The organism is Kitasatospora purpeofusca, from assembly GCF_034043715.1.
Lineage (GTDB): Bacteria > Actinomycetota > Actinomycetes > Streptomycetales > Streptomycetaceae > Kitasatospora > Kitasatospora purpeofusca_A.
Genome location: NZ_JAXCLC010000060.1, coordinates 32384 through 56840, shown reverse-complemented (window position 1 = coordinate 56840; position 24457 = coordinate 32384). Strand labels below are relative to the sequence as shown.

The following is a 24457-nucleotide window of genomic DNA, read 5'->3' as shown; positions in this document are numbered from 1 at the left end:
CGTGGAACGCAGGCGGGCGCTGGGGGTGGCGGTCTACTCAGTGGCCGGGCTCTCCCTGCCTGGCGAAGACTGGTGGCAACGCATGGCCGAGCGGGGCAGTGCGCGCAGCTCCGCCGCAACCCGGCGGGTGGGCCCTGGCGACCTGGCAGCCGTCCGCGATATGACCACCCTGTTCTCGCAGGTCGATCAACGGCGAGGCGGTGGTCACGCCTGGCTGTCCGTGGTGCAGTACCTGGCGACCGACGTCACCGCCTACCTGCGGGGGAAGTTCACCGACGAGAGGGTACGCCGTGACCTCTTCTCCGCAGCCAGCGAACTCGCTTACCTGGCAGGCTGGATGGCGTTCGACGGTGGCCAGCACGCGATGGCGCAGCGGTACTTCGCCGAGGCGGTGAAACTCGCGGCCGAGGCCGACGATCCGCCGATGGCCGCCCACGTGCTGCGAGCGATGGCACACCAGGCCATCGACCTCGGACACCATCAGCAGGCTCTCGACCTCGCCGCCGCATCCGTCGACGGCGATCGGTACGCGCTCGCCTCCCCAAGAGAGCGGGCTCTCCTCGGCGTCGTCCACGCCCGGAGCCTGGCTGCAGCCGGGCGCAAGAACGCCGCTGCCAAGGCGCTGCTGCGGGCCGAGGGCGACCTGTCCGCCGCGAGCGACGACATTGCCGAGCCGGACCGGGTGTTCTTCTTCGGTGAGGCCAGCCTGGCCCACGAGACCGCGTGCACCCTGCGCGACATCGGAGACCTCGACGGCTCCGTGCGCGAGTTCCAGCACAGCGTCCGCACCCGCAGGGCGACGAATTTCACCCGCACCCACGCGGTGACGCTGGGATACCTCGGCTCCGTCCACGCGCAGATGAACAACATCGACCGGGCCTGCGCCACCTGGTCCCAGGCACTCGACGCCATGGACGGCGTGCGGTCCGGCCGCACCCGCCAGGCCGCCGCCGACATGCGCACCCTGCTCTCCCCCCATCGGCGGCGCGGTAGCGCGGCGATCTGCGAGATCGACGCGCGCGCTGCCGCGTACCTTTCCGAAACGGCCTGACGAGGAGTCACTGATGGCAGACGGTGCAACGTTCGAGGTCGAGGCGCTGGGCCAGGTGGTCGGCGGTCGGATCGAACCCACTGACGACTTCTGGGGCGGCACCCGCGCGATCGTCCGGCTGGACGGATCCCGCTTCACCGCCGACGCGACCAAGGGCCTTGAGGAGTTCTCGCACCTGGAGATCGTCTTCCGTTTCCACCTCACCGACCCGACCGACCTGAACCTCGGTGCCCGTCGGCCCCGGGACAACCCGGAGTGGCCGGAGGTCGGGATCTTCGGTCACCGCAACATGCGGCGCCTGAACTGGCTGGGTGTGTCACGCTGCCGCCTGCTCAAGGTCGACGGGCTGGACCTGCACGTCGAGGACCTCGATGCTGTCGACGGCACGCCGGTCCTGGACGTGAAGCCGTGGTTCGGTGAGATGGGACCCCGTGGAGAGCAGCACCAGGCCGAATGGACGACTGTCATGCTCCGTGACTACTTTGCGCCCGGGGCCGGTGATTGACGACGGACCGTGACTGTCCGATCGTGACCGGGCCCTCCTCGCCGTACCCGATCGGGGCGGTGGCCCGCAGGCCGAAGGTGGTTGCTCCGGCGCCGGAGCGCGCCGCTGTCAGTCGGCCGGAGGCCGGAAGGCGACCGGGGCGGTGAAGGCGGCGCGGCGGGTGGCGCGGCGCAGGGCGCGCAGGACGGGGGTGCCGAGGGTGAGGCAGAGGACCACGGTGAGGGCGGCGCGGGGGAGGTCCCAGCCGAGGGAGGTGGTGAGGCAGTAGGCGGCGAAGCGGACCAGGTTCTCCGGCAGCGGGTCGCCGGGGACGAAGGAGACCGAGCCGGCGAGGCCGGCGATGTAGGGCCAGCCCTGGAGGTTCATGACCACCCCGTAGAGCAGCGAGGCCACGGCCCCGTAGGCGGCGAGCAGGGCGAGTTCGCGGCGCCCGCGCAGCCGGGCCGGGCCGGGGAGGAGGCCGGCGCCGAGGCTCACCCAGCCCATGGCGAGCATCTGGAACGGCAGCCAGGGCCCGACGCCGCCGGTGAGCAGCGCGGAGGCGAACATCGACAGCGCGCCGAGGACGAAGCCGAAGCCCGGTCCGAGCACCCGGCCGGACAGCACCATCAGGAAGAACATCGGCTCCAGTCCGGCCGTGCCCGCGCCGAGGGGGCGCAGGGCGGCGCCCGCGGCCGCGAGGACGCCGAGGAGCGCGACGGACTTGGCGTCCAGCCCGGGGGCCCCGCCGCCCGCCGTGCGGCCCTCGGAGATCTGGGCGACGACGACGGCGAGGAGCAGCGGGAGCAGGAGGGCGAACAGCCAGGGGGCGTCGGCGGAGTGGCCGACCAGGGCGGACCGTGCGGAGGCGAGCAGCGGCCAGCCGAAGCCGGCCACGCCGACCAGGGAGGTCAGGGCCAGGGCGAGGACCGAGCGGCGGCCGAGCGGGACCGGGCGGGCGAGCGGGGTCGGCGGGGTCATGCGGCGGGCCCGATCCGGTCGAGGGCCTCGGCGACCTGGTGGACGGTGAGCCAGGGGCCCGGGGCGAGGATCTTGGCGACCTGCGGGGCGAAGGCCGGCGAGCCGAGCACCACTTCGGGGGTCGGGCCGTCCGCGACGATCTCGCCGTCGGCCAGGACGGCCGTGCGGTCGGAGAGTTCGGCGGCCAGCTCGACGTCGTGGGTGGCGAGCAGGACGCCGTGGCCCTCGGCGGCGAGGCCGCGCAGGATCTCGACCAGCCGGGCCTTGGCCGCGTAGTCGAGGCCGCGGGTGGGCTCGTCGAGCAGGATCAGCGGCGGGCGGGCGGTCAGTACCACCGCCAGGGCGAGGGTGAGCCGCTGGCCCTCGGAGAGGTCGCGCGGGTGGACGGCGTCGGGCAGGCCGGGCAGCAGCCGCTCCACCAGGGCGCGGCAGGTGCCGGGTTCGGCGCCCGCGTCGTGGTCGGCGGAGGCGCACTCGGCGGTGACGCTCTCGCCGTACAGCAGGTCGCGCGGGTCCTGCGGGACGAGGCCGACGTGGCGGACGAGTTCGGCGGGCCGGGTGCGGTGCGGGGTGCGTCCGCCGACGGTGACCGATCCGGAGGCGGGCGCGTGCAGGCCGACCAGGGCGCCGAGCAGGGTGGACTTGCCGGCGCCGTTGCGGCCCATCAGCGCGGTGATCGTCCCGGCGTGCAGGGTGAGGTCGACGCCGCGCAGGGCCGGGACGGCGCCGCGTCGGACCACCAGGCGGGAAGCGGTGGCGAGCGGGGTGCCGGGGGCCGTGGCGGCGTCCGCGGCGGGCGGCCGGTGGCCGTCCAGCCGGGCGCGGAGGCCGGCCGCCCGGCGGCGGGCGTCGCGGACGGTGAGCGGCAGCGGGTGCCAGCCGGCCAGCCGGCCGAGCCCGACCACCGGCGGGTGGACCGGTGAGTGCGCCATGATCTCGGCGGGCTCGCCCAGGACGGGCGGCGCGCCGGGGGTCAGCAGCAGGACCTGGTCGGCGTACTGGACCACGCGCTCCAGCCGGTGTTCGGCCATCAGCACGGTGGTGCCGAGGTCGTGGACCAGCCGCTGGAGCACCGCGAGCACGTCCTCGGCGGCGCCCGGGTCGAGCGCGGAGGTCGGCTCGTCCAGGACCAGCACCTTCGGATGGACGGTGAGCACCGAGCCGATGGCGACCCGCTGCTGCTGGCCGCCGGAGAGCGAGCCGAGCGCCCGCTGCCGCAGCTCGGCCAGGCCCAGGAGGTCGAGGGTCTCCTCGACCCGGCGCCGCATCACGTCCGGCGGCAGGCCCAGGGACTCCATGCCGTAGGCGAGTTCGTCCTCGACCGTGTCGGTGACGAAGTGCGCCCTCGGGTCCTGGCCCACCGTGCCGACCAGGTCGGCGAGTTCGCGCGGCCGGTGGTAGCGGGTGTCGCGCCCGCCGACGGTGACCCGGCCGTGCAGCACGCCGCCGGTGAAGTGCGGGACGAGGCCGCTCACGGTGCCCAGCAGGGTCGACTTGCCGGAGCCCGACGGGCCGACGAGCAGGCAGAGTTCGCCCTCGGGGACGGTCAGATCGACGCCGTCGATCGCGGGCGCCTCGGCGTCGGCGTACTGGACGCCGACCTGTTCGAAGGTGATCACGGAGTCCTCCCGGGCCCGGACGGGGTCTTGGCGGTGCCGACGGCCTCGGTGGCCCTGGTGGCCCTGGTGGCGGTGGTGGCGGTGGTGGCGGTGGTTTCGGTGGTGCTTCCGGCGGTGCTGCCGGTGCCGCCGGTGGTGTCCGGCGGTACGGGGGTGACGAAGGCGGGGAGCAGTCCGACCAGGACGGCCGCCGCCGCGGCGACCGGCAGTACCGGCGCGGTCGGCGGCACGACGGTGGGGGCGAAGGCGAGCGGGTCCAGCGCGGCCAGCCAGGCCGTCGCCGCCGCCACCACGACCCCGGACCCGGCGGTGAGCCACTCCGGCAGTGCCCAGGGGTCGGGCCGGTAGCGGGTCCGGACCGAACGCCGCCCGCCCAGCAGCAGCCCGGCGAAGGCGGCGGCCAGGCCGATCACGAGCACCGGCGCCGCCCAGCCGGCGCCGCCCGCCGTCAGCAGCCCGTACGCGGCCAGGCAGACGCCGAGCAGTCCGGCCAGGGTCAGCCCGGCGGTGAGCACGGCGATCCGGCGCGGCACGGCGGCGGTGCGCCCGAAGCCGCGGGTGTCCATCGCCGCCGCCAGCGCCACCGAGCGCTCCAACGCGCCCTCCAGGACGGGCAGTCCGACGCTGAGCACGGCGGCCACGCCCCGGTCGGTACGGCCGCGCAGACGGCGGGCGGCGCGCAGCCGCTGCACGTCGGCCACCAGGTTGGGCGCGAAGGTCATCGCGACCACGACGGCCACGCCCGCCTCGTAGAGCGCCCCGGGGAGGGTGCGCAGCAGCCGGGCCGGGCTGGCGAGGGCGTTCGCGGCGCCCACGCACACCAGCAGGGTGGCCAGCCGCAGCCCGTCGTACAGCGCGGCGAGCAGTCCTTCGGCGGTCACCCGGCCGCCGATCCGGACGCCCTGCGCCCAGGCGGGCAACGGGACTTCGGGGAGGGTGAGGAGGACGTGGGTGCCGGGGACCGGCGAGCCGAGGAGGACGGCGAACAGCAGCCGGATGCCGAGCGCCAGGAGGCCGAGCCGCAGGAACGCGCCGTAGGAGCGCGACCAGGGAGCGTCACCGCGCCGGGCGGCGACGACGTAGCCGGCGACGGCGGCGAGGAGCAGCAGGACCAGCGGATTGGTGCTGCGGGTGGCGGCCGCGCCCAGGCCGAGTGCCCACAACCACCAGGCCCCGGGGTGCAGTTGGCGAGGTCCGGCGGCCGGTCGGCGGCGGGCGGCGCGGGGTGTGGGCACGGTGGGGTCCAGGGGGTCGGTCCGGAGTGGGGCGGCGGCGGGTCGGCGGGGCCGGGTTCGGGCGGCGGCCTGACTCATCGGCGGCGGCGCGACTGCCAACGGGCGCCCACGGCCACGGCGAGGACGAGGGCCAGGCCGGCGCCGACCCCGAGGGCGGGTCCGGCGGCCCCGGGGGAGGCCCCGGCCGCTCTCGCCCCGGCGGGGTCGGCGCCGGTGGCTCCGGTCGAGGGGGCCGCGGTGCCGGTCGGCCGGGCCGCCCCGCCCAACTGCTCGCCGCAGCCCGTGCGCGGATAGCCGGCGATGGCGCAGAGCAGTCCGTTGCCGTCGTACCGCAGCGGCGGGGCGACGACGGCCAGGACCTCCGCCGAGCCGGCCCGGGCCGGCACGACGGCACACGCGGTCCGGGGCTCCGGCGGGGTCTCGCGGGCGGGCGCGTCGGCGGGGCCGCCGAAGTCCAGCACCACGGCCACCCGCTTGCGCCCGGCCTCGGCCGGCGTACCGGCGCAGAGGGCGGCGAAGTCCCCGGCCGGACCGGGCCGGGTGGCCTGCCGGCCGTCGTCGGGGCTGACGGCGAACCGCCAGCCCTCGACCGCGCCGTCCGCCGGGACGTGCACGGCGGGGCCCTGCTGCTGGTACACCCAGCCGCCGTCGGACCACCGCCAGAACGACCAGTACCGGTAGCCGGCGGCCTGCGCCGGCGCGGCGCCGAGCAGGAGCACGATCAGCAGGCCGGCGACCGTCCCGGCCAGGAAGCGCAGGGCCGCCCGCGCCACCCGCCGCCGTCCCGCCGCCGCCTCGTCCTCGTCCTCGACGAGGACGGCGGTGGCGGTGGCGGTGGCGGTGGCGGTGGCGGTGGCGGTGGCGGTGGCGGCGGTGGCCGTGGCCGTGCCGGTGGCAGCGGCCGGGACCGCGGCCGTGGTCGGACGCGCTTCCCGGTCCCGGCCGGGAGGGGTCACAGCTTCGCGCCGCGCTTGCGCTGGAGGCTGAGCACCAGCCCGCCGCCGATGCCGATCAGCAGACCGATACCGAGCAGCCAGAACTTGCCGATACCGCTGTCCTTGTCCTTGTCCTTGTCCTTCTCGGCCGAGGCCGAGGCCGACGCGGAGGCACCGGCGGACGCCGCACCGACGGCCTTGGGCGCCGGGCCGAGCGCGGTCAGCTGCTTGACCAGGTCGGTCCCGCCGAAGGCGGCCGGGTCGCGCTGCGCGGCCTGAGCGACCAGCACCAGGGTGGCGGTGGCGGCGGCGTCGCTGCCGCCCTTGGTCCAGTTCCCGCCCTCCTCGGCCAGCCAGTCGACGGCCCCCGCGGCCTGCTGCGGGTGCCCGCCCTGGACCAGGCCGAGCGCCGCCCAGGCGGTGGCGGTGTAGTCGGGGGTGGGCGTGGCACCGGGCATGTTCAGGGTCAGGTGCCGGCCGCCCGCCGCGAGCTGCGCGGTGAGGTGGGCGCCCGCCGCCTCGCCGGAGTCCGCCCGGGGGACGGCAGCGGCGGCGATGGCGGTGGCCGTGGCGGTGGCGGTGGCGGTGGCCGTGGCGGTGGCCGTGGCGGTGGAGCCACCGTCGGCGCAGGCCAGGGCCTTGGGGGCGGCGTCGGTCCGGTTGCCGTTGGCGACCGGCAGCTTCCCGCCGGCTGCGGCGAGCGCGGCCTGGCCGCTGGCGAGGGCGTTGGCCTCGGCGGCGGGGGCGCCGGCCGGGGCGGTCTGGTAGACGAAGGCACCGCGCTGGTCGGCGGGAGCGGCGCAGCCGAGCTGGAAGACGGCGAGCCCGTCGAAGGCGTTGCGGCCGGCCTTGGCGACGCCCGCCGGGTCGGCCTTGGTGGCGATCAGGGCGTTGACGGCGAGGCCGGTGGAGTTGGCGTCGCCCGGGTTGCCGGGGTTGTAGGCCCAGCTGCCGTCCGCGTTCTGGTTGGCCCTGAGCCACTGGACGCCCTTGTCCACGGCGTCCTGGTGTCCGCCGAGGGCGGTCAGCGCCTGGATCGCCAGCGCGGTCGCGTTGCTGTCCTCGGACGCCGGGTCGCAGGCCGTCGCGGCGTCGGCGCGGTACGAGGGCCAGCCGCCGTCCGCGCACTGCTGTCCGGTCAGCCAGGAGACGGCGGAGTCGGCCGGGGTCACCTTGGCGGCGGTCAGCGCCGTCAGGGCGAGGGACTGCCGCCACACCGCGTCGTAGGTGGGGTCGCCCTTGCCGTACAGGCCGTCGGGGAGCGGAGCGGCGCCGAGGCTCGCGGTGGGGCTCGGGACGTCGGCGAACGCCGGGGTGGCGGCGGCGCCGGCGAGCAGCGCGGCGGTCAGGGCGGCGGTCAGGGCGGCGGCGCCCGCGCGGGCGGCGGTCAGCATGATCGGAGTTGTGCCTTTCGATGAGCGGTACCGGCCGGGACCGGCCGTTCCGTGGACCTCGACGGTGCCCGGCGGTGGTCCGCCCGGCGTGGGCCCGCCCGCCCCTCCCCGGGTGCGTCGGCTCACCGGCGGGCGGGCGCCGGGCTCACGGTCGCGGGGACGGCGCCGGATTCGCACCGGCCTTCCCCGGGGTCGGAGAAGCGGGACGGAGTTGTCCTGCCCGTCGACTTTAGCCGCCGGGCCGGGCGCCCGGACGCGGTCGGGGTGAGAACAGGTTCCAGTTCGACGGGCCCCCGCCGGGCCGGGGGCGGCCGGGCCTCAGGGCAGCTCCAGCAGCCGGGCGGCGGTGTGCAGGTCGGCCCTGACCTCGGCGATCGAGGCGCGGCCGGACAGCCAGGCGACGAGTGCCGCGTGCCAGGTGTGCTCGATCACCCGGACGGCGGCACGCTGGCTCCCGGTGGGCGGTCCGGACTGCCCGATGGCGTCCAGGATGAGCTGCCCGGTGGTGGCGGAGACCTGGTCCACCTCGGCGCCCACCGAGCGGTCGGCGAAGGAGAGCGCGCGGACCATCGCCTCGGCCAGCAGCGGCTCGCGCTGCAGCGCGTAGAACGCCCGGGTCAGCGTCTCGGCGACCCGCGGCGCCGGTTCGCGCTCGGTCGGCGGGTGCCGCCGGACCTGCTCCTGGAGGCCGCGCAGCTGCTCCAGCATGACCGCGACCAGCAGGTGGACCTTCGACGGGAAGTACCGGTAGAGCGTGCCCAGAGCCACCTGGGCGCCCTCCGCCACCTCCCGCATCTGGACCGCGTCGTAGCCGCCGCGGGCCGCCAGCGTGGTCGCGGTCCGCAGGATCCGCCGCCGCCGTTCGGCCTGCCGGGCGGTCAGCGGGGGTGCCATCGGGGCGGCCGGGAGCGGCGCCGGGGCGGCGCCGGACGAGGGGGTGGCGGAGGGGTCGGACGCCTGCGGCGCGGGCGGTGCGGGCGGGGGTGAGGACGGTGACGGCAAGGACGCTCCCGGGCGCGAGAGTGGTGGGGCTGCTCCGGACGGGCACGGTCGGCCGGGCGTGGCGGCCGGGCGTGGCGCGAATCACCAGCCCTGGATCCTGGGCGGAAGCTACGGGCCGGTATCTTCGAGGTCTCTCATTGTTCACAGGGTCACCGGTGAACTCCACACCACACTGAAACCTGATCTACTTTACCGACCGGCAGCACAGACAGCAGCAGAGATGAGGGCCGACGATGACCGCGCAGCCGCTGCGGATTGCCCTGCTCTCGTACCGCGGCGACCCGTTCTGCGGCGGTCAGGGCGTCTACGTACGGCACCTCTCCCGTGAGCTGGCCCGGCTCGGCCACCATGTGGACGTGATCGGCGCCCAGCCGTACCCCGTCCTGGACCAGGTCGAGGGGCCGGGTTCGGTCCGGCTGGTGGAGCTGCCCAGTCTGGACCTCTACCGCGCCGACGACCCCTTCCGCACCCCGGCGCGCGAGGAGTACCGGGGGCCGGTGGACGTCCTGGAGTACGCCACCATGCGCACCGGCGGCTTCCCCGAGCCGCTGACCTTCTCGCTGCGCGCCCGCCAGTACCTGGCCCGGCACCGCGGCCGCTACGACGTGGTGCACGACAACCAGACGCTCGGCTACGGCCTGCTCGGCCTGGCCCGGCACGGCTTCCCGCTGGTCACCACGATCCACCACCCGATCACGGTGGACCGCCGGGTCGAACTGGACGCGGCCCCGGGCCGGCTGAAGCGGCTGTCGCTGCGCCGCTGGTACGCCTTCACCCGGATGCAGCGCCGGGTCGCCGCCCGGCTGGACCACATCATCACCGTCTCCGGCAGCTCCAAGCGCGAGATCGCCGAGCACCTGGGCGCCGCCCCGGACGCCGTCTCGGTGGTGCCGATCGGCGCAGACACCCGGCTGTGGTCCCCGTCGGACGAGGTCGCCCGGGTGCCCGGACGGATCGTCACCACCTCCAGCGCCGACGTCCCGCTCAAGGGCCTGGTGCACCTGGTCGAGGCGCTGGCGAAGGTCCGCACCGAACGGGACGCGCACCTGGTCGTGGTCGGCAAGCCGCAGAAGGAGGACGGCCCGATCGCCCGCGCCGTGCGCGCCTTCGGGCTGGAGCCGCACATCGAGTTCCGGCACGGCCTGACCGACCGGGAGCTGGTCGACCTCTACCGCTCGGCCGAGGTGGCCTGCGTGCCGTCGCTGTACGAGGGCTTCTCGCTGCCGGCCGCCGAGGCGATGGCCACCGCGACCCCGCTCGTCGCCACCACCGGCGGCGCGATCCCCGAGGTGGCCGGTCCGGACGGCGAGAGCTGCCTGGCGGTGCCCCCGGGCGACCCGGACGCGCTCGCGACGGCGCTCGGCCGGCTGCTGGACGACCCGGAGCTGCGCGCGGCGCTCGGCGCGGCGGGCCGGGAGCGGGTGCTCGCCCGGTTCACCTGGGAGCGCGCCGCCGAGCTGACCGTCGAGGGCTATCGGGCCGCGATCGCCACCGGAACCGGCCGCCGGGCCCGCTCCGGCCCGGGCTGGCGCTACGTGGCCTGACGGCGTCCGCCGAACGGCCGGGCGGGCGCGGCGGCTGACCGGCGCCCGCACCCGCCGCCGCGCCGGCCGGCGCCCCCGCCCGCTCGTCCGTCCCCGTGATTTCTCTGACTCGGCGTCAGGAACCCTTTGGTACCGAAGGAATGGGAGTCCGCAGTGCTGACCGTTGATTTCTCGCGCTTCCCGCTCGCCCCCGGCGACCGGGTGCTCGACCTGGGCTGCGGCGGGGGACGGCACGCGTTCGAGTGCTACCGGCGCGGAGCCGACGTGGTCGCCCTCGACCAGAACGCCGAGGAGATCGCCGAGGTCAGGAAGTGGTTCGCCGCCATGGAGCAGGCCGGCGAGGCACCGGAGGGCGCGTCCGCGGTCGCCATGGAGGGCAACGCGCTCGCGCTGCCGTTCGAGGACGAGCACTTCGACCGGATCATCATCTCCGAGGTGATGGAGCACATCCCGGACGACAAGGGCGTGCTCAACGAGATGTTCCGAGTGCTCAAGCCCGGCGGCCTGCTCGCCGTCACGGTGCCGCGCTGGCTGCCCGAGAAGATCTGCTGGGCGCTCTCCGACGAGTACCACGAGGTCGAGGGCGGCCACATCCGGATCTACCGGGGCGACGAACTGCTCGACAAGCTCAAGGACGCCGGTCTGGAGCCCTACGGCACCCACCACGCCCACGCGCTGCACTCCCCGTACTGGTGGATCAAGTGCGCGGTCGGCGTCGGCAACGACAAGTCGCTGCCGGTCAAGGCGTACCACCAGCTGCTGGTCTGGGACATCGTCGGCACCCCGGTGATCAGCACCCTCACCAAGGCGGCCGAGCGGGCGCTCAACCCGGTCATCGGCAAGAGCTTCGTCGCCTACGCCACCAAGCCCCACCGGGCCGGGCGCGGGGCCGAGGGCGCGGGCGGGACGGAGTGACCGCCGCCGTCCCCGAGGTCCTGCTGCTGGACGGGGTGCTCGACGCCGAGCAGGCCGCCGGCACCGTCCGCAGCATCCTCGCCGAGCAGCAGCCCGACGGGGCCGTGCCGTGGTTCCGCGGCCACCACCTCGACCCGTGGGACCACACCGAGGCGGCGATGGCGCTGGACACGGCCGGCGAGCACGCCGCCGCCGAGGCCGCCTACCGCTGGCTGGCGGAGCGCCAGAACCCGGACGGCTCCTGGTACGCCGGCTACGCCTACGGGAAGCCGGGGCACGCCGACGGCGAGGTCTGCGACACCGCCAAGGAGACCAACTTCTGCGCCTACCTGGCGGTCGGCGTCTGGCACCACCACCTCTCCACCGGTGACGAAGCCTTCCTGGGGTGGATCTGGCCGACCGTCCGGCGCGCGCTGGACTTCATCGTCGCCCAGCGGCTGCCCGGCGGCCCGATCGCCTGGCGGGTCGACGAGGACGGCCGGGCCACCGACGAGGCGCTGCTCACCGGCTCCTCCAGCATCCTGCACGCGCTGCGCTGCGGGCTGGCCGTCGCGGACTACCTGGACGAGCCGCAGCCCGACTGGGAGCTCGCGGCCGGCCGGCTGCGGCACGCCGTCACCCACCACCCCGAGCGGTTCCTCGACAAGGACCGCTACTCGATGGACTGGTACTACCCGGTGCTCGGCACCGCGCTGCGCGGCCCGGCGGCGCAGGCGCGGATCGCCCGGGACTGGGACCGGTTCGTCGTCCCCGGCCTGGGCGTGCGCTGCGTCAGCGACCGCCCCTGGGTCACCGGCGGCGAGAGCGCCGAGCTGGCGATGGCGCTGTGGGCGATCGGCGAGTCCGACCGCGCGGTGGACATCCTGCGCTGGATCCAGAAGCACCTGCGGCACCCCGACGGCTCGTACTGGACCGGGTACGTGTTCGAGGACGACGCGATCTGGCCGGAGGAGCGCACCACCTGGACGGCGGGCGCGCTGCTGCTGGCGGTCGCGGCGCTCGGCGGCGACCCGGCGACGGTGGCGGTGTTCGGCGGCGAGGAGCTGCCGACCGGACTGGTGGTCCAGGACTGCTGCTGAGCGGCGGCCGCGGCCGTCGGGCTGTCACGCCCGCGCGGCGCCCGCGGCGCCCGCGGTACTCGCGGTCGGCGAAGCGGTACGGCGAAGGGGCGGGACCGGATTTCTCCGGTCCCGCCCCTTCGCCGTACGGGGTGTCGGGCGGCGGGTCAGCCGCGCTGGATGCCCGAGGTGTCGGCCAGCACGCCCTGGGTGCCGTCCTGGAGCTGGGCGACCAGCGCGGCGCCGCGCTGCTCGACCGCCAGGTACCAGGTGCCGGGCACGAGTTCGCCGACCGGGCCGCCGGCCGGGTTGTCCTTCGGGGCCAGCTGGCGCGGCGCCGGGACGGCGAACCAGAACGGCGCGAAGTCCGCCGCCGGGGCGGGCTGCGGCTGGGCGGCCTGCTGGGCGGAGGCCTGGCGGGCGGCCTCGGCCTCGGCGGCCTGCGCGGCCGAGGCCTGCTGGGCGACGAGGTCGTGCGGCTGGCCCGGGACCGGCTGACCGGGCTGACCGGCCTGCGGGGACGGGTAGCCGTAGCCGCCGGGCTGGCCGCCGAAGGCCGGGGACTGCGCCTGGCTCGGGTCCTGGCCCGGGCCCGGGTAGCCGTACTGGCCGGGCTGGCCCGGGGCGGGGTAGCCGCCGGCCGGGAAGGCGGCCGGTGCGGCCGGCCGGTCGGTGACCAGCGGGGTCTTGAGCACCGGGATCAGCTGGCCGCCGGCGGAGGCGCCGGCCAGCAGGATCAGCGCGATGACGGCGAGCCAGGCGCCGAAGCCGTGGCCGATGCCCTCAAGGCCGCCGCCGAGCGCCCACACCGCGGTCCAGAGCGCGGCCACCGAGAAGGCGATGCCCCACTGGTCCAGGCGAAGGCCGAGGATCTGACGGTTCGCGGCCGCCTGGCCCTGGAAGCGCTGCACCAGGATCAGGGCGGCGGCGAGGATGCCGAGCAGGAAGACCGAGGGCAGCACGGGGAACAGCACACTGTCCCAGGCGTTCGTCGAGGTGTCGCCGCAGTACTTGCCCTTGCACTCGACGGTCCAGTACGGCAGGAAGGAGGCGATGAAGAGCAGGACGGCCGCACCTGCGACGGCGGCGTCTCCCTTGGTGAGAGCGCGCAGATTCACTAACGTTCCCCTCGTTGGTGTGTCGTGGTCGGCGGTTTTCGGTTCGGCGCTCGGCCGCTGTGTTCCGGCGCCCGTCCGGTCGGCTGACCGGCCGGAAAACCCCGAACGGACCAGAAGCCTAGGGCCAACGGCCTCGCGGGTGCACAGCGGGCTCGGGAACAGGGCGAAGTCGTTGCAAATCACGCGCTTCCGGTCCCGGCCCGTCGGCCGGCCCGTCCATCGTTCCAGTGCCCGGTCCGTCGCCCCGTCAACCGGGCCGGTGGTGGGTGCCGGGGCCGCCGGACGGGTCCCTACCGGGTGGTCAGGAACGAGGTCAGCGCGTCGGCGATCCCCTGGGCGGCCTGCTGGCGCCACTGAGGGTCCGTCATCCGACCGGCGTCCGCCGGGTTGCGCATGTTACCGCACTCGATGAACACCTTGGGGACGGTCGAGAGGTTCAGTCCGCCCAGGTCCGAACGGGTGTCCAGGCCCTTGCTCGCGACGTAGTCGGCGTACTGCTCGCCGGTCGCCGCGCGGAAGCTGTCGCGCAGCAGCAGGCCCAGCCGGTGCGAGGGGTCGACGATCGCCGCGGTGTCGGCCTTCCCGGCGACCACCTTGGCGGGCATGATCACGTGGAATCCGCTGCCGTTCACCGGTCCGCCGTCGCCGTGCACCGAGACCGCGGCGTCGGCGCGGGCGGCGTTGCCGATCCGGGCGCGCTCGTCGATGCACGGCCCCCACGGGCGGTCGCCGTCGTGGACCAGCACCACGGTGGCGCCGCGGGCGGCGAGGATCGCGCGGGCGCGGTGGACCACGTCGAGGGAGTACTCGGCCTCGCTGTAGCCGCCGCTGGTACTGGTGCCGGTGGTGTCGCACTCCTTGCGGGCGTTGCCGATGTCGACCTTGCGGTTGATCTCGGCGGTGTGGGCGGAGTTCCCGGTGTTGTGGCCGGGGTCGAGGAGGACGGTGCGCCCGGCCAGGGTGGTGGCGGTGGGGGCGGCCTGGAACGGGAAGGCGGGGTCGGCGGTGCCGCTGGGCGCGGTGCCGGGCGCGGGGGTCCCGGTGGGGGCGACGGTGGGGCCCGCCCCGCCGGGCGGCGCCGCGGCGGGGGTGCCGGTACCGGCGGCCGCGGCGGCGGGGACGCTCCGGTCGGGGCTGCCGACGGTCCGCCAGCCGAGCCAGCCGGCCAGGCCGAGCGGCGCCAGCACGCCGATCACGGTCACCGTGCGCAGCAGCGCCGAGCGGCGCCGGCGCCGGTCCCGGCCGGGGTCGCCGGTGCGGCCGGGGGCCGCACCGGTGCTGTCGGGAGCGGTGCTGTCGGGGGCGGTGCTGTCGGGGGCGGTGGGGCCGGTCGCGCGGCGGGTGGTGCGAGTCACGGGTGGTTCAGATCCGGTCCTGGGTGCGGGGGGTGAGTCCGAACTGGTCGGCGATCGCCTTCCACTTCGTGACGAAGTCCTTCTTCGCCTGGGTGGCCTGCGGGTTGAGCTCGTCGGCGCGCTTCTTGTCGGCAGTGTTCGGGGCGCCGCCCGAGCAGCCCTGGGAGGCGACCGTCCGGGCCCAGCTCGCGTACGCCCGGTCGATGTCGGCGGACAGCTGCCAGGCGGACTTCAGCGACTGCACCGCGTCCGTGCCGCCGGGCAGGTCGGTGACGCCCAGCTGGGCGAGTTTGGCCAGCAACTGGTCGCGCTGCTTGGCGCCGCTGTCGAACACCTGGGCGGCGGACTCGATGTCGGGCTTGGTCGGGCAGCTGTTCACCTTGGCGACCGCGTTGCCGATCGGGGCCTTGGCGCTCTCGCCCTGGGTGAGCAGCTCGTCCAGGGCCTTGGCCTGGGCCGGTGCGTTGGCGCCGGCGGCGGTCGCGGTGGGGGAGGGGCCGGTGCTCGCCGCGGGGTCGGGGGCGGTCGGGGTAGGCGCGGGGCCGGAACCGGTGGGGGCCGGGGCGGGCTGGGGGTTCCCGGACCCGGCGGTGCCGCCGGTGACGGTGGCGGAGGGGGTCGCGGGGCCGGCCTGGTCGGTGCCGGAGCCCTTGTCCTTGACCGCCCAGAGGATGCCGCCGCCGAGGGCCAGCACGAAGAGCAGCGCGAAGGCGATCAGCAGCGGCGCGCGCCGGCTGCCGGGGCCCTCGTCGTCGTCGGCGGTTTCGTAGCCGGTCGGGTAGTCGTGCCCGGCGTGCTCCTGCTGCGGGTACGCGCCCCCGGGGTAGTCGTTGCCGGGGTAGTCGTTGCCGGGGTAGTCGGGCTGGGCGTACTCGGGCTGGGGGTAGCCAGGCTGGGCGTGGCCCTGCTGGGCGGGGTCGTGCGGCGGTCGGCCGGGCGCACCGTGCGGTGCCTGGCCGTACGGTGCCTGGCCGTACCCGGGCCGCGGCTGGGCCTGCGGCGGGTACGGCGGCTGCTGGGCCGGCCGGGGCGGGCCGTAGGGCGCCTGCTGCTGCGGCGCGCTCCGGGGCGGGAAGGCGCCGGGCGCGTCGGGGCGCGGCGGCACCGGCTGCGGGATGAAGGCGGTCGGGGCGTCCTCGCCGTACGGTCCGGCCGGCGGCGGCGGTTCGGCGGGGGAGCCCGGCGGCGGGCCGGGGGCGGTCGGCGGCGCGCCCGGAGCGGCGGGCTGCTGGGGACCGCGCACCCAGCCGCCCGCACCGCCGCGGGCGGTCGGGTCCCAGACCGCCGGAGCGGTGTTCTGCTGGTCCGTCATCTGTCCCTGGCCCCCACGGTCTGCCCGGGCCTGCTCCGCCCGGGTGCTCTGCTGGTGTCGTGCGGCCGTGCCGCGCGGTCGGGGGCGCCCGCGACCGCGCGGACACCGTACCGTTCGCGCCCCCGCCCGGCAGCCCCGGCACGACGTTAGAGCATCCGTGATCGCCCGTGGGGCGGGTCGGCCGATTCCGGACACCCCGCGCGGCGGCCGGGCGGCGGTGTCCGCGGGACGCCGGGCGCGGCGGGTCCGGACGGCGGGCCCGACCTGCGGGTCAGCCAGCGGTGGCGCGGCGCAGGACGCGCAGCGAACCGGTCACCGAGACCTCCTCGAAGCCCTCCGCCAGCGCCCGCAGGTACACGCGGTAGGGCGCCTGGCCGCCGTCGGCCGGGTCGGGGAAGACGTCGTGGACGACCAGCAGACCCTCCGGCGCCAGGTGCGGCGCCCAGCCCTCGTAGTCGGCGGTGGCGTGCTCGTCGGTGTGGCCGCCGTCGATGAAGACCAGGGCCAGCGGGCCGCCCCAGACCGCCGCGATCCGCGGCGAGCGGCCGACCAGGGCGATCACGTGGTCCTCCAGACCGGCCGCGTGCAGGGTGCGGCGGAACCGGGGGAGGGTGTCCATCCGGCCGACCTCGGGGTCGATCAGCGTCGGGTCGTGGTACTCCCAGCCCGGCTGCTGCTCCTCGGAGCCGCGGTGGTGGTCGACGGTCAGCGCCACGGTGCCGGTCTCCCGGGCGGCCTCGGCCAGCAGGATCGCCGAGCGGCCGCAGTAGGTGCCGATCTCCAGCACGGGACGCCCGGTCCGGCGGGCGGCGGTCACGGCGGCGGCGTACAGGGCGAGGCCCTCGTCGACGGGCATGAACCCGGTCGCGGCCTCGAACGCCGTCAGCACCTCGGGCCGGGGGCGGGTGTTCTCCAGGAGGTCGGACATGGTGCTGCTCCTCGGCGGGGTGGTCCGGTGGTCCGGTGCTGCTGCTCGCCGTCGGACCCTACTCGACAGTACGCCCCCGTCCCCAGCCCCCGTCCCCGTCCCCAGCCCCCGTCCCCAGCCCCGGGACCCGTCGGACGCCGGGGCGGGGTGCGTCAGCCGGCCAGGAGGGTGCGGGCGACGCGGGTGCGGTGCGGGGCGAGCTCGCTGTCGACGGCGGCGGCCTCCTCCGGCGGGCAGACGACCGCCGCCGGGACGGGCGTCCGCCGCGCCAGCGCCGCGATCCGCAGATGGGTCGGCGGGTGCGAGGCGTCCACGGCGTGCCCGGACCTGCGCGACCGGCGGAGCAGCCGCTCGCGCTCCAGCGGCGGGATCGCCGCCAGGTGCGCGCGCAGCTGCGGCCAGAGGGCGTCGGTGTCCGGGCCCGGCGCGGCGTCCCGCCGCCCGGAGCGGGGCCGGGACTGGATCTCGGCCCGCAGCCGCATGGTCACCGTCCCGGCCGCCGCGTGGAGCAGGACGGCCGCCAGGCTCTCGCGCGCCGCCCCGGTGGACCCGACCCGGGCGCCGAGTTCGTCGGCGTGGTACTCGGCCTGCTGCCCGGCCCGCGCCGTGAGCCGGTCGAGTACCAGGTAGGCCCGGAACAGCAGTCCGCTGAGCAGGCGCAGGAAGGCGTTGCCGAGATAGTCGCCGATCATGGTCAGCAGCGCGACCACGCCGTACCCGGGCGCGGTCCGCTCGCGCGGCAGGCTGAGGTCGTACCAGTGTGCGAGCGACCGCATCGCCGAACCGAGCCACAGGCCGCGCCGGTGGTCGCCGTTCACCCGGTGGGCCAGCTCGTGGCCGAGCACCGCGATCCGCTGCGGCCCGTCCAGCGCCTCCCAGAGCGGCAGGCCCAGGGTGAGCACGGAGGTCCGGCGCGGTCCGACCACCGCCATGCTCGCGTTGAAGCTGTCGTCGACCTGGATCACCCCGATCGGCGGCGCCCCGAGTTCGGCGGCGATCCGGTCGGTCAGCCCGTACAGGGCGGGCGCCTCGGCGCGGGTCAGCACGCCCTGGCCGCTCGGCACCCGGCCGAGCCGCGGCCGGAGCAGGAAGGCGACGGCGAGCAGCAGGGCGCCCAGGCAGCGCAGGGGCGTGTTGCCGGTGGCGAGCAGCCAGAGGCCGGACCCGGTCACGGCGACGGTGACGAGGTGGACCGGGACGGCCAGGGCCGAGGCGGCGAGCCAGTCGCGGCGGGTGGTGTCGGCGCGGCCGGCCACCACGTCCTCGAACAGCCGCTCGGTCCGCTCGGCCGCCGCGCCCTCCCGGGCCAGCTCCTTCGCGCTCCTGACGGCGTCCTCGGCGGCCTCCTCGGCGGGGACGAGGTTCCACTCGCAGGCCGGGCACCAGGCGGTGAACCGGGGGTCGGGGTCGACCGGCGCGGAGCACTCGGGGCAGCGGTCCGGACGGCCGCCGACAGGGGCGGGAGCGGAGGCCGGAGCGGCGGTCGGGGGCGCGGTGGGATTCGGCGCGGCGGATTTCGGCACGGTGGACGATCATGCCAGTGCCGGGGTGGCGGCGGAAGGATCCGGCCGTGGCCGGATCCGGCGGCCGGGAAGGTGAGGTGCGGGGTCGGCCGAGTGGAACGCGTTCTACTCCGTCGAGGCGCGGGTTCGAGGACTGGCCCTAACCCGGGCGGCCGGTGCGCAGGAAGCCTGCCAGCAGCTCGTGCAGCACCGCGCCGCCCTCCTCGGCCAGCACCTCGTGGCCGGCCCCCGCCGCCTCGACGTAGCGGAAGTCGGCGCCCTCGGTGCGTCCGATCCGCAGCAGCTCGTGCCGCAGGGAACGGGACTGGCTCACAGGTACGACCTCGTCCCGGTCGCCGTGCACCACCAGCAGCGGCGCGCCGATCCGGTGCGCGAGCTGGAGCACGTCGCGCGGTCCGCGGGCGTCGGCGATCGGCTCCCCGCCGCCCAGCCGGGTGGTCAGCGCTCGCACCGGGTCGGAGGCTTCGGCGAGCAGCCGGGCGCCGGACAGGAACGGCGCGACCACCGCGCAGCGCGCCACCTGCTCGGCCGGCGCGTGGGCCGCCGCCAGCAGCGCGAGGAAGGCGCCGTAGCTGACCCCGAACAGGGCCGGCGGCTCCAGTCCGAGCGCGGCCCGCTGGCCGGCGATGCCCTCCAGCAGGTGCAGCACGTCGTCGAGATCGGGCCCGCCCCAGGCGCCCCGGATCGCCAGCGCGTGCGCCACGCCGTAGCCCGTGGAACCGCGCTGGTTCGGGGCGAGCACCGCCAGGCCCTCGCCCGCCATCCGCTGGAGCGCCGGGTCGAACTCCAGCCGCCAGGCGTCCGCCGGGCCGCCGTGCAGGGCGAGCACCAACTGGGGGCTGCTCAGCCAGGCGTCGCCGCCGTACACCACCGCCTCCAACGGTCCGGCCGGGCCGGAGAGTTCGAGGCTCTGCGCGGGGTGCCAGCGGCCGCCGTCGCCCGGCTCGGCGGAACCGTCCAGCCGCCAGCCGCGCGGCGTCGTGCCGGGGCGGCTCCTGGCGGTGCCGGGCTGCCAGGGCAGCACGGTGTCCCGCCACGGCCCCGGCAACCCCGAGCCGAGCGGCGCCAGTCGGAGCGGCAGCGGCACCGGCCCCGAGGTGCTGGCGACCGGGCCCTGGGTCAGCAGCGCGTCCACGTCCAGGGTGGCGAGCGCGGCGGGGTGGTCCGGCGCCGAGTACGGCAGCCGCAGCCCGTCCGCCGACCAGTGGCCGACCGCGCCGAATCGTCCGGGCGGGACCGGCAGCGGGTCCAGCCGGCCGAGGGCGGGCCGCCACAGGGCGAGCGAGCAGCCCGCGCCGTGGTCGATCTGCACGGCGACCCGAAGTCCGTCGGCGGCCGGACGCAGGGCGACCGGCCGCAGGAACATGCCCGCGACGTGCAGGACTTCGGGGAACCGCAGCGGCGCGCCGCCGCCCGGCACGCCCCAGCCGATCCGGTCGGTGCCGGGCGCGTCGCTGCGCACCATCGCGAACCGGCTGTCCGGGTCGAACAGCAGCAGCCGGTCGTTGCTGCGCTCGCCGATCTCCAGCAGCGGTGTGGCGGCGCCCGTGCGCAGGTCGAGCACCACGGTGCGGACCAGGCCGTCGCTCACCCGGTCGAGGGCCAGCAGCGCGCCGGCGTGGTCCAGCCAGATGCCACCGCCGTGCAGGCCCGGGATCTCGGCGATCCGGTGCGGTGGCGAGCCGTCGGCCCGGACCAGCCAGACCGTGGTGCCCGGCCGGGTGTCGCTGCCCAGGGCGAGGGCGACCGGGGCGCGGGGGCCGGACGCCGCGCCCGCCGGGAGCGGCAGGAGCCGGAGGCCGGGCATCCGCAGGGTGGCCAGCGGCCGTTCGGCGGTGACGGCCCGGCCGTACTGGTCGGTGGCGGCGGAGAGCGTCACCAGGTCGTGCCGGTCGCCGTCGGAGCGGCGGACCAGCACCGAGCCGTCCGGCAGGGCGACCAGTTGCGAGCGGAGGTCCTCGGAGCGGTGGCCGGGCAGGGGCAGCCCGGTCGGCAGGGCGGGGCCCCGGGCCGGGAGGCGCCAGCTCTCGGCGTACCAGCCGCCGTCGGCGGCGGAGGCCAGGCAGGCGGCGTGGCTGCCGTCGGCGGCGAAGGTGAAGGCGAGCCGGCGCAGGGCCTGGGTCCCGGCCCGAGTGGTCACGTCCATGCGTCCGCCTGCCCGGCCGGATCGGGACCGGTCCGCCCGGGCGGTGTACCGGGCGAGGTGTCGGGCGAGGTGGCGAGCGAGGTCCCGGCCGGTGTACCGGGCGGTGCGTCGGACGGGACCGGGTCCACCCAGAGCCGCGGACCGCCGTGCCGCAGCCGCAGCAGGAAGGCCAGTGCCCCCGCCGTCCCGGTGCCGTACGCGGGCGCGCACCCGGTGCCGGTCTCGTCCGGCAGCACCAGCAGCCCGTCGCGCAGGGCCGGGCGGGCGGCGATCAGCAGGCCCGACTCGACGGCGGCGGAGCGGAACCCCGGATCGCCGGTGGCCCCGGCGAGGTCGAGCAGGAACTCCCCGTCCCCGGCCAGGCCGTGGCAGGCGCAGACACCGCTGTGCCAGCGCCCCGCGGTCACCGCCCGCCCGGCGGCCAGGGCCAGCCGGAGCGTGTCGGGGTCGCCGGTGGCGCGCCAGAGCCGCAGCAGGAAGGTGCCGGCGCCGGAGGAGCCGTTGCACCAGTGGCCCAGGCGGACGTGCGCGGGGTCGTCGGCGCTCCGCGGCCACCAGGCGGCGGGGAGGGTGCCGTCGCCCGCCGGGCCCGGGGCGGTCGGCGGGTCGAGGCGGGCGGTGGCGGCGAGGGTGCGGCCGGCCTCGACGGCGCCGGCGAGCAGCGCGCCGTCCCCGGTGGCCTCGGCCGCGGCCAGCAGGAAGGCGCCGACGCCCGCGACCCCGTGGGCGAACCCGAGGTGGGTGATCCCGGCCAGCGCGGAGTCGAAGTCCTGCGGCACCGGCCACACCGCGCCGTAGGGCGCCTGCCGGGCGGCGGCGAGGAGGCCGTGGCCGCACCGCGCCGCCCGGGCGAGGAACTCCGCCGCCCCGGCCGTCCCGTCGGCGGCGGGGGGCAGGTCCTCGGCGGCGGGCAGATCCTCGGCGGCGCAGCGCAGTTGCAGGAAGCCGGCGCCGGCCGCGCCGTGGCAGACGTCCGGGTTCGGCCACTCGACGGCTATCCGGGCGGCCAGCTCGGCCGCCCGCCGGGCGAGTGCCCGGTCGTCCAGGGCGCGGGCGGCGTCCAGCAGTGCCCAGGCGGCTCCGGAGCGGCCGAAGTGCAGTCCGGGCAGGACCACCGGTTCGGCGGCGCAGCGGCGCTCGATCCAGTCGGCGGCGGTCCGGGCGGTGGCGCGGGCGGCGGCCCGGACGTCCTCCGGCAGCCCGGTGGTGCCGGCAGCCCGGGCGAGGACGGCCAGTACGCCGGCCGCGCCGTGCTGGACGTTGCAGGGGTCCGCCCGTTCGCCGGCCGGCACCACGGGCCACAGCCGGTCCCGGCGCGAGGGTGTGGCGGTGGCGGCGATGTGCCGCAGTCCGTCGTGCAGTACCCGGTCGAGGACCGCGGTGTCGCTGTGGCCGTGGGCACGGCCGTGGCGGTGGCCGTCGACCTGGGGAGCGGCGGCCGGGGCGGGACCGGGCCGGTCCGGAGCCGAGGCCGGGTCGGTGTGCCAGAACGCCCCGCCGGGGCCGGTGCGCCCGGCGCCTCCGGTACCGCTGCCGCTGCCGCCCGGCCCGGGGCCGTCGGGGCGCTCGGGGTCCCGCACCGGTGCGGGGCGGTGCGCGTCCGGCGCGGGGCGGTCCGGGCCGGACGGGCGGTCGGCCCGGACGGGGGTGTGCCCGTCGGCCGCGAGGGACTCCCGGACCAGCGCCGGGTGCCAGCGGTGGCGCGGGTCCTCGGCGCGCAGGCCGAGGACGGCCGGGGCCAGCCGGCGCGCGGTGGTGCCGCAGCGGGCGGCGAGGGCGAGCCAGCGGCCGAGCCGGTCGGTGACCGGGCGGGCGTGCGGCAGGTCCTCGGGCAGCAGCGGGTCGTGGCCGGTGACGAGCAGGAAGAACAGCCCGCCCAGCGCGTAGAGGTCCGCCTCCGGTTCGGCGGTGCGGGTGCCGTCGCCGCCGCGCCCCGCTGTCAGGCCGGCGAACCCGCCGCCGCGCCGCGGCGCCGTCGGGGCCCCGGCGGAGCCGACCAGGGCGAGCCGCCCCGGCCTCTGCTCGGGGGCCTGGTAGCCGGGTACGCCGGCCGAGCCGGCGGGGCTGCCGGCCTCGGCGGCCAGCTCCAGGTCCACCAGCCGCAGCGAGCCGTCCGGCTGGACGAGCACATGGCCCGGGGAGAGGTCGCGCAGCACCAGCCCCTGCTCGTGCACCCGCTCGACGAGGTCGAGCAGGATGTGGGCCATCGGTCCGGCCTCGGCCCAGTCGACGTCGGGGCTGCCGTCGCGGCGCAGTCTGGCCGCGACCCAGCTGCCGAGCGGCTGTCCGGCGATTCGTTCCTGCACCAGAAAGAGCGAGTCGTCCTGTTCGACGAGTTCGACCGGTCTCGGGGCCAGCCCCAGGCCCTCCAGCCGGGCGAGCAGCGCGGCCTCGTGCCGCAGGGCGGCGCGCGCGTCCGTGCCGGCGGGGTCCATCTCGATGTGGGCGCGGGCCTGCTTGACCACGACCTCGGCGCCGCCGTCGGTGTCGCGGCCGAGGAAGACGCCGCCCTTGGCGCCGTGCCGGATCGCCCCGGTGACCACGTAGCGTCCGGCGAGCAGGACCCCGCCGCTGCCGCGCCGCCGGGGCGCGGGCCGGCCGACGCCCGGCCGGTAGCCGGACCCGGACCCGGACCCGGGCGAACCGGCGGTGCCGGGCACACCCGGCGGGGTCGGGCCGGGGGAGGCCCGCGGCCCGTCGAACGTCCGCTGTCCGTCGACGGCCAGCGGATCCCGGGCCCACGGCGGGATCCGGTACGAGGCGCCGCGCACGTCCTCGACCCGCTCGCCGTCCGGTCCGTGCAGCATCGACCGGTACCCGCCGTCGTTGCCCAGCTCGGCCCGGGCCGCGATGGCGCCGTACCGGTAGTGGACGAGGCTGCCCGGCCGGTACGGGCGGTCGGAGAGCACCGCGGGCCCGGGCAGGCCGTCGGTGGCGCGGTGCAGCGCGGCGGCCAGCCGCCGGAACTGCGGTTCGCCGACCGGGTAGACGGTGATGAACTTGCCGGCCGAACCCTGTTCGCCGTGGCGCGAGTTGATCTCGTGCAGCTGCGCCGGGCCGGTCGCGAACCTGAACGCGCACGGGTCCTCGGCGAGTACTTCGGTGACGGCCGCGAGCACCGCGCCGCCGACTGTCGAGGCGGCGCTGACGTGGAGCTTCCAGCCCTCGTCGGGGAGTTCGCCCGGGCTCGGCCTGGCCGTGGACCAGAAGCCCTCGACGTCCACCCGCCAGTCGATCCGCCGGTCCTGCCCGCCGTCCTGACCGTCCTGCCTGCCCGGCCCGTCGACCGGCGGGCCCGCGGCGGCGAGGGCGGTCCGCGTCATCCCGGGCCACCGGCCGTCCTGGTCCGGCCCCTCGCCCGCCGGCCCGTCGCCTGCGGGCCCCGCGCCCGTCGGCCCCTCGCCCGCCGGGTCCGTGCCACCGGCCGTCCGCAGCGAGGTGTCCGCCCGCATTTGCCACCACATCCCTTCGTCGGGTGCCGACGCGCCCGTCCCGGTGCCCACTGCTCGGGCGCCGGGCGCGCTGCCACGGCCCGAAAATCGGTTCCCCGGAAGGCCCGGGTCCGCCGCCCCGGCTGCGGTCCGCACCGCCCCGGCCTCGTCCGGCCCGTTCCGCGTACCCGGGACGGCGCCTCCGGCGGATCGCCCTTCCAGCGCCCTGGCCGTGGCAACTCCCGTCCGCCGAAGTGAAGTTACTTTCGGTAGCGAGGGATGCTCAATCCGAAGCCGGTCACTTCACTCGTAAGGGTGATCCGGCCGCCGTTTCGAATTCGTGCGAACCGCCGGGTGTGCGGGACGCTCGCCCGGTCACCCGGCGTGCACCGGACCGGGTGCCGGTCGAACGGGTCGGCCGACCGC

At 76.8% G+C, this 24457-nt stretch carries 18 protein-coding genes and 1 riboswitch; of the genes, 5 read left to right on the top strand and 13 right to left on the bottom strand.

Going from position 1 to position 24457, the window contains the following annotated elements; all coding sequences use genetic code 11:
- Both SM793_RS26955 and SM793_RS26950 read left to right on the top strand, forming a co-directional pair.
- Positions 1 to 1051: Tat pathway signal protein (locus SM793_RS26955; RefSeq protein WP_320440875.1), on the top strand; the 1051-nt coding region annotated here is incomplete at its 5' end.
- Positions 1052 to 1064: 13 nt separating this feature from the next.
- Positions 1065 to 1556, top strand: coding sequence for a TrmO family methyltransferase (locus tag SM793_RS26950; protein WP_266269214.1), 492 nt, complete (start codon positions 1065 to 1067; stop codon positions 1554 to 1556).
- A 108-nt stretch (positions 1557 to 1664) separates the two neighbouring features.
- On the opposite strand, the gene SM793_RS26945 is transcribed toward SM793_RS26950, so the two are convergent.
- The 6 genes from SM793_RS26945 to SM793_RS26920 form a co-directional block, all read right to left on the bottom strand.
- Complete coding sequence (locus SM793_RS26945) at positions 1665 to 2516, bottom strand: ECF transporter S component (protein WP_320440874.1); 852 nt, start codon at positions 2514 to 2516, stop codon at positions 1665 to 1667.
- Positions 2513 to 4135 (bottom strand): ABC transporter ATP-binding protein, encoded by a 1623-nt coding sequence (locus SM793_RS26940; RefSeq protein ID WP_320440873.1) that lies wholly within the window; start codon positions 4133 to 4135, stop codon positions 2513 to 2515. The genes SM793_RS26945 and SM793_RS26940 overlap by 4 nt, the downstream gene beginning before the upstream one ends.
- On the bottom strand, positions 4132 to 5448 hold the full coding sequence (locus SM793_RS26935; RefSeq protein ID WP_413816040.1) for a CbiQ family ECF transporter T component: 1317 nt from the start codon (positions 5446 to 5448) through the stop codon (positions 4132 to 4134). Before SM793_RS26935 ends, SM793_RS26940 begins: the two co-directional genes overlap by 4 nt.
- Complete coding sequence (locus SM793_RS26930) at positions 5445 to 6326, bottom strand: SCO2322 family protein (protein WP_320440871.1); 882 nt, start codon at positions 6324 to 6326, stop codon at positions 5445 to 5447. The genes SM793_RS26935 and SM793_RS26930 overlap by 4 nt, the downstream gene beginning before the upstream one ends.
- Positions 6323 to 7699 (bottom strand): prenyltransferase/squalene oxidase repeat-containing protein, encoded by a 1377-nt coding sequence (locus tag SM793_RS26925; RefSeq protein ID WP_320440870.1) that lies wholly within the window; start codon positions 7697 to 7699, stop codon positions 6323 to 6325. The genes SM793_RS26930 and SM793_RS26925 overlap by 4 nt, the downstream gene beginning before the upstream one ends.
- 139 nt (positions 7700 to 7838) lie before the next feature.
- Positions 7839 to 7880: riboswitch (cobalamin riboswitch) on the bottom strand.
- 137 nt (positions 7881 to 8017) lie between these two features.
- A complete protein-coding gene (locus SM793_RS26920) occupies positions 8018 to 8593 on the bottom strand; it encodes a TetR family transcriptional regulator (protein ID WP_320440878.1) in 576 nt (191 codons plus the stop codon).
- A gap of 341 nt (positions 8594 to 8934) precedes the next feature.
- Here SM793_RS26920 and SM793_RS26915 point away from each other — a divergent pair, with 341 nt between their 5' ends.
- The 3 genes from SM793_RS26915 (at position 8935) to SM793_RS26905 (ending at position 12239) form a co-directional block, all read left to right on the top strand.
- Complete coding sequence (locus SM793_RS26915; protein ID WP_320440869.1) at positions 8935 to 10245, top strand: glycosyltransferase family 4 protein; 1311 nt, start codon at positions 8935 to 8937, stop codon at positions 10243 to 10245.
- Positions 10246 to 10398: 153 nt separating this feature from the next.
- Complete coding sequence (locus SM793_RS26910) at positions 10399 to 11160, top strand: class I SAM-dependent methyltransferase (RefSeq protein ID WP_320440868.1); 762 nt, start codon at positions 10399 to 10401, stop codon at positions 11158 to 11160.
- A complete protein-coding gene (locus SM793_RS26905) occupies positions 11157 to 12239 on the top strand; it encodes a prenyltransferase (RefSeq protein WP_320440867.1) in 1083 nt (360 codons plus the stop codon). Before SM793_RS26910 ends, SM793_RS26905 begins: the two co-directional genes overlap by 4 nt.
- A 146-nt stretch (positions 12240 to 12385) precedes the next feature.
- Here the strand turns inward: SM793_RS26905 and SM793_RS26900 are convergent, their stop codons facing one another.
- The 7 genes from SM793_RS26900 to lanL form a co-directional block, all read right to left on the bottom strand.
- Positions 12386 to 13336, bottom strand: coding sequence for a hypothetical protein (locus SM793_RS26900; protein WP_320440866.1), 951 nt, complete (start codon positions 13334 to 13336; stop codon positions 12386 to 12388).
- A gap of 290 nt (positions 13337 to 13626) precedes the next feature.
- Positions 13627 to 14691 carry an N-acetylmuramoyl-L-alanine amidase gene (locus SM793_RS26895; RefSeq protein WP_320440865.1) on the bottom strand — a complete coding sequence of 355 codons (1065 nt, stop codon included), beginning with the start codon at positions 14689 to 14691 and terminating at the stop codon, positions 13627 to 13629.
- A gap of 7 nt (positions 14692 to 14698) precedes the next feature.
- Entirely contained in the window at positions 14699 to 16003 is a 1305-nt protein-coding gene (locus SM793_RS26890; protein ID WP_320440864.1) for a hypothetical protein, read from the bottom strand.
- A gap of 271 nt (positions 16004 to 16274) precedes the next feature.
- The gene (locus SM793_RS26885; RefSeq protein ID WP_320440863.1) at positions 16275 to 16931 is read right to left on the bottom strand and encodes a class I SAM-dependent methyltransferase; all 657 of its coding nucleotides are present in this window, start codon (positions 16929 to 16931) and stop codon (positions 16275 to 16277) included.
- Positions 16932 to 17083: 152 nt separating this feature from the next.
- Positions 17084 to 18454, bottom strand: a complete 1371-nt coding sequence (locus SM793_RS26880; RefSeq protein WP_320440862.1) for a M48 family metalloprotease — start codon at positions 18452 to 18454, stop codon at positions 17084 to 17086.
- Positions 18455 to 18593: 139 nt separating this feature from the next.
- Positions 18594 to 20600: an alpha/beta fold hydrolase gene (locus SM793_RS26875; protein WP_320440861.1), complete on the bottom strand. Its 2007-nt coding sequence runs from the start codon at positions 20598 to 20600 to the stop codon at positions 18594 to 18596.
- A complete protein-coding gene (gene lanL / locus SM793_RS26870; protein WP_320440860.1) occupies positions 20591 to 24052 on the bottom strand; it encodes a class IV lanthionine synthetase LanL in 3462 nt (1153 codons plus the stop codon). Before lanL ends, SM793_RS26875 begins: the two co-directional genes overlap by 10 nt.
- Positions 24053 to 24457: the final 405 nt, after the last annotated feature.

What these genes read in the sequence shown, in the direction of transcription:
- SM793_RS26950 (WP_266269214.1), top strand. Translation starts at nt 1,065, where the DNA reads ATGGCAGACGGTGCAACGTTCGAGGTCGAGGCGCTGGGCCAGGTGGTC.
- SM793_RS26945 (WP_320440874.1), bottom strand. Translation starts at nt 2,516, where the DNA reads ATGACCCCGCCGACCCCGCTCGCCCGCCCGGTCCCGCTCGGCCGCCGC.
- SM793_RS26935 (WP_413816040.1), bottom strand. Translation starts at nt 5,448, where the DNA reads ATGAGTCAGGCCGCCGCCCGAACCCGGCCCCGCCGACCCGCCGCCGCC.
- SM793_RS26925 (WP_320440870.1), bottom strand. Translation starts at nt 7,699, where the DNA reads ATGCTGACCGCCGCCCGCGCGGGCGCCGCCGCCCTGACCGCCGCCCTG.
- SM793_RS26920 (WP_320440878.1), bottom strand. Translation starts at nt 8,593, where the DNA reads ATGGCACCCCCGCTGACCGCCCGGCAGGCCGAACGGCGGCGGCGGATC.
- SM793_RS26915 (WP_320440869.1), top strand. Translation starts at nt 8,935, where the DNA reads ATGACCGCGCAGCCGCTGCGGATTGCCCTGCTCTCGTACCGCGGCGAC.
- SM793_RS26890 (WP_320440864.1), bottom strand. Translation starts at nt 16,003, where the DNA reads ATGACGGACCAGCAGAACACCGCTCCGGCGGTCTGGGACCCGACCGCC.
- SM793_RS26885 (WP_320440863.1), bottom strand. Translation starts at nt 16,931, where the DNA reads ATGTCCGACCTCCTGGAGAACACCCGCCCCCGGCCCGAGGTGCTGACG.
- SM793_RS26875 (WP_320440861.1), bottom strand. Translation starts at nt 20,600, where the DNA reads ATGGACGTGACCACTCGGGCCGGGACCCAGGCCCTGCGCCGGCTCGCC.
- lanL (WP_320440860.1), bottom strand. Translation starts at nt 24,052, where the DNA reads ATGCGGGCGGACACCTCGCTGCGGACGGCCGGTGGCACGGACCCGGCG.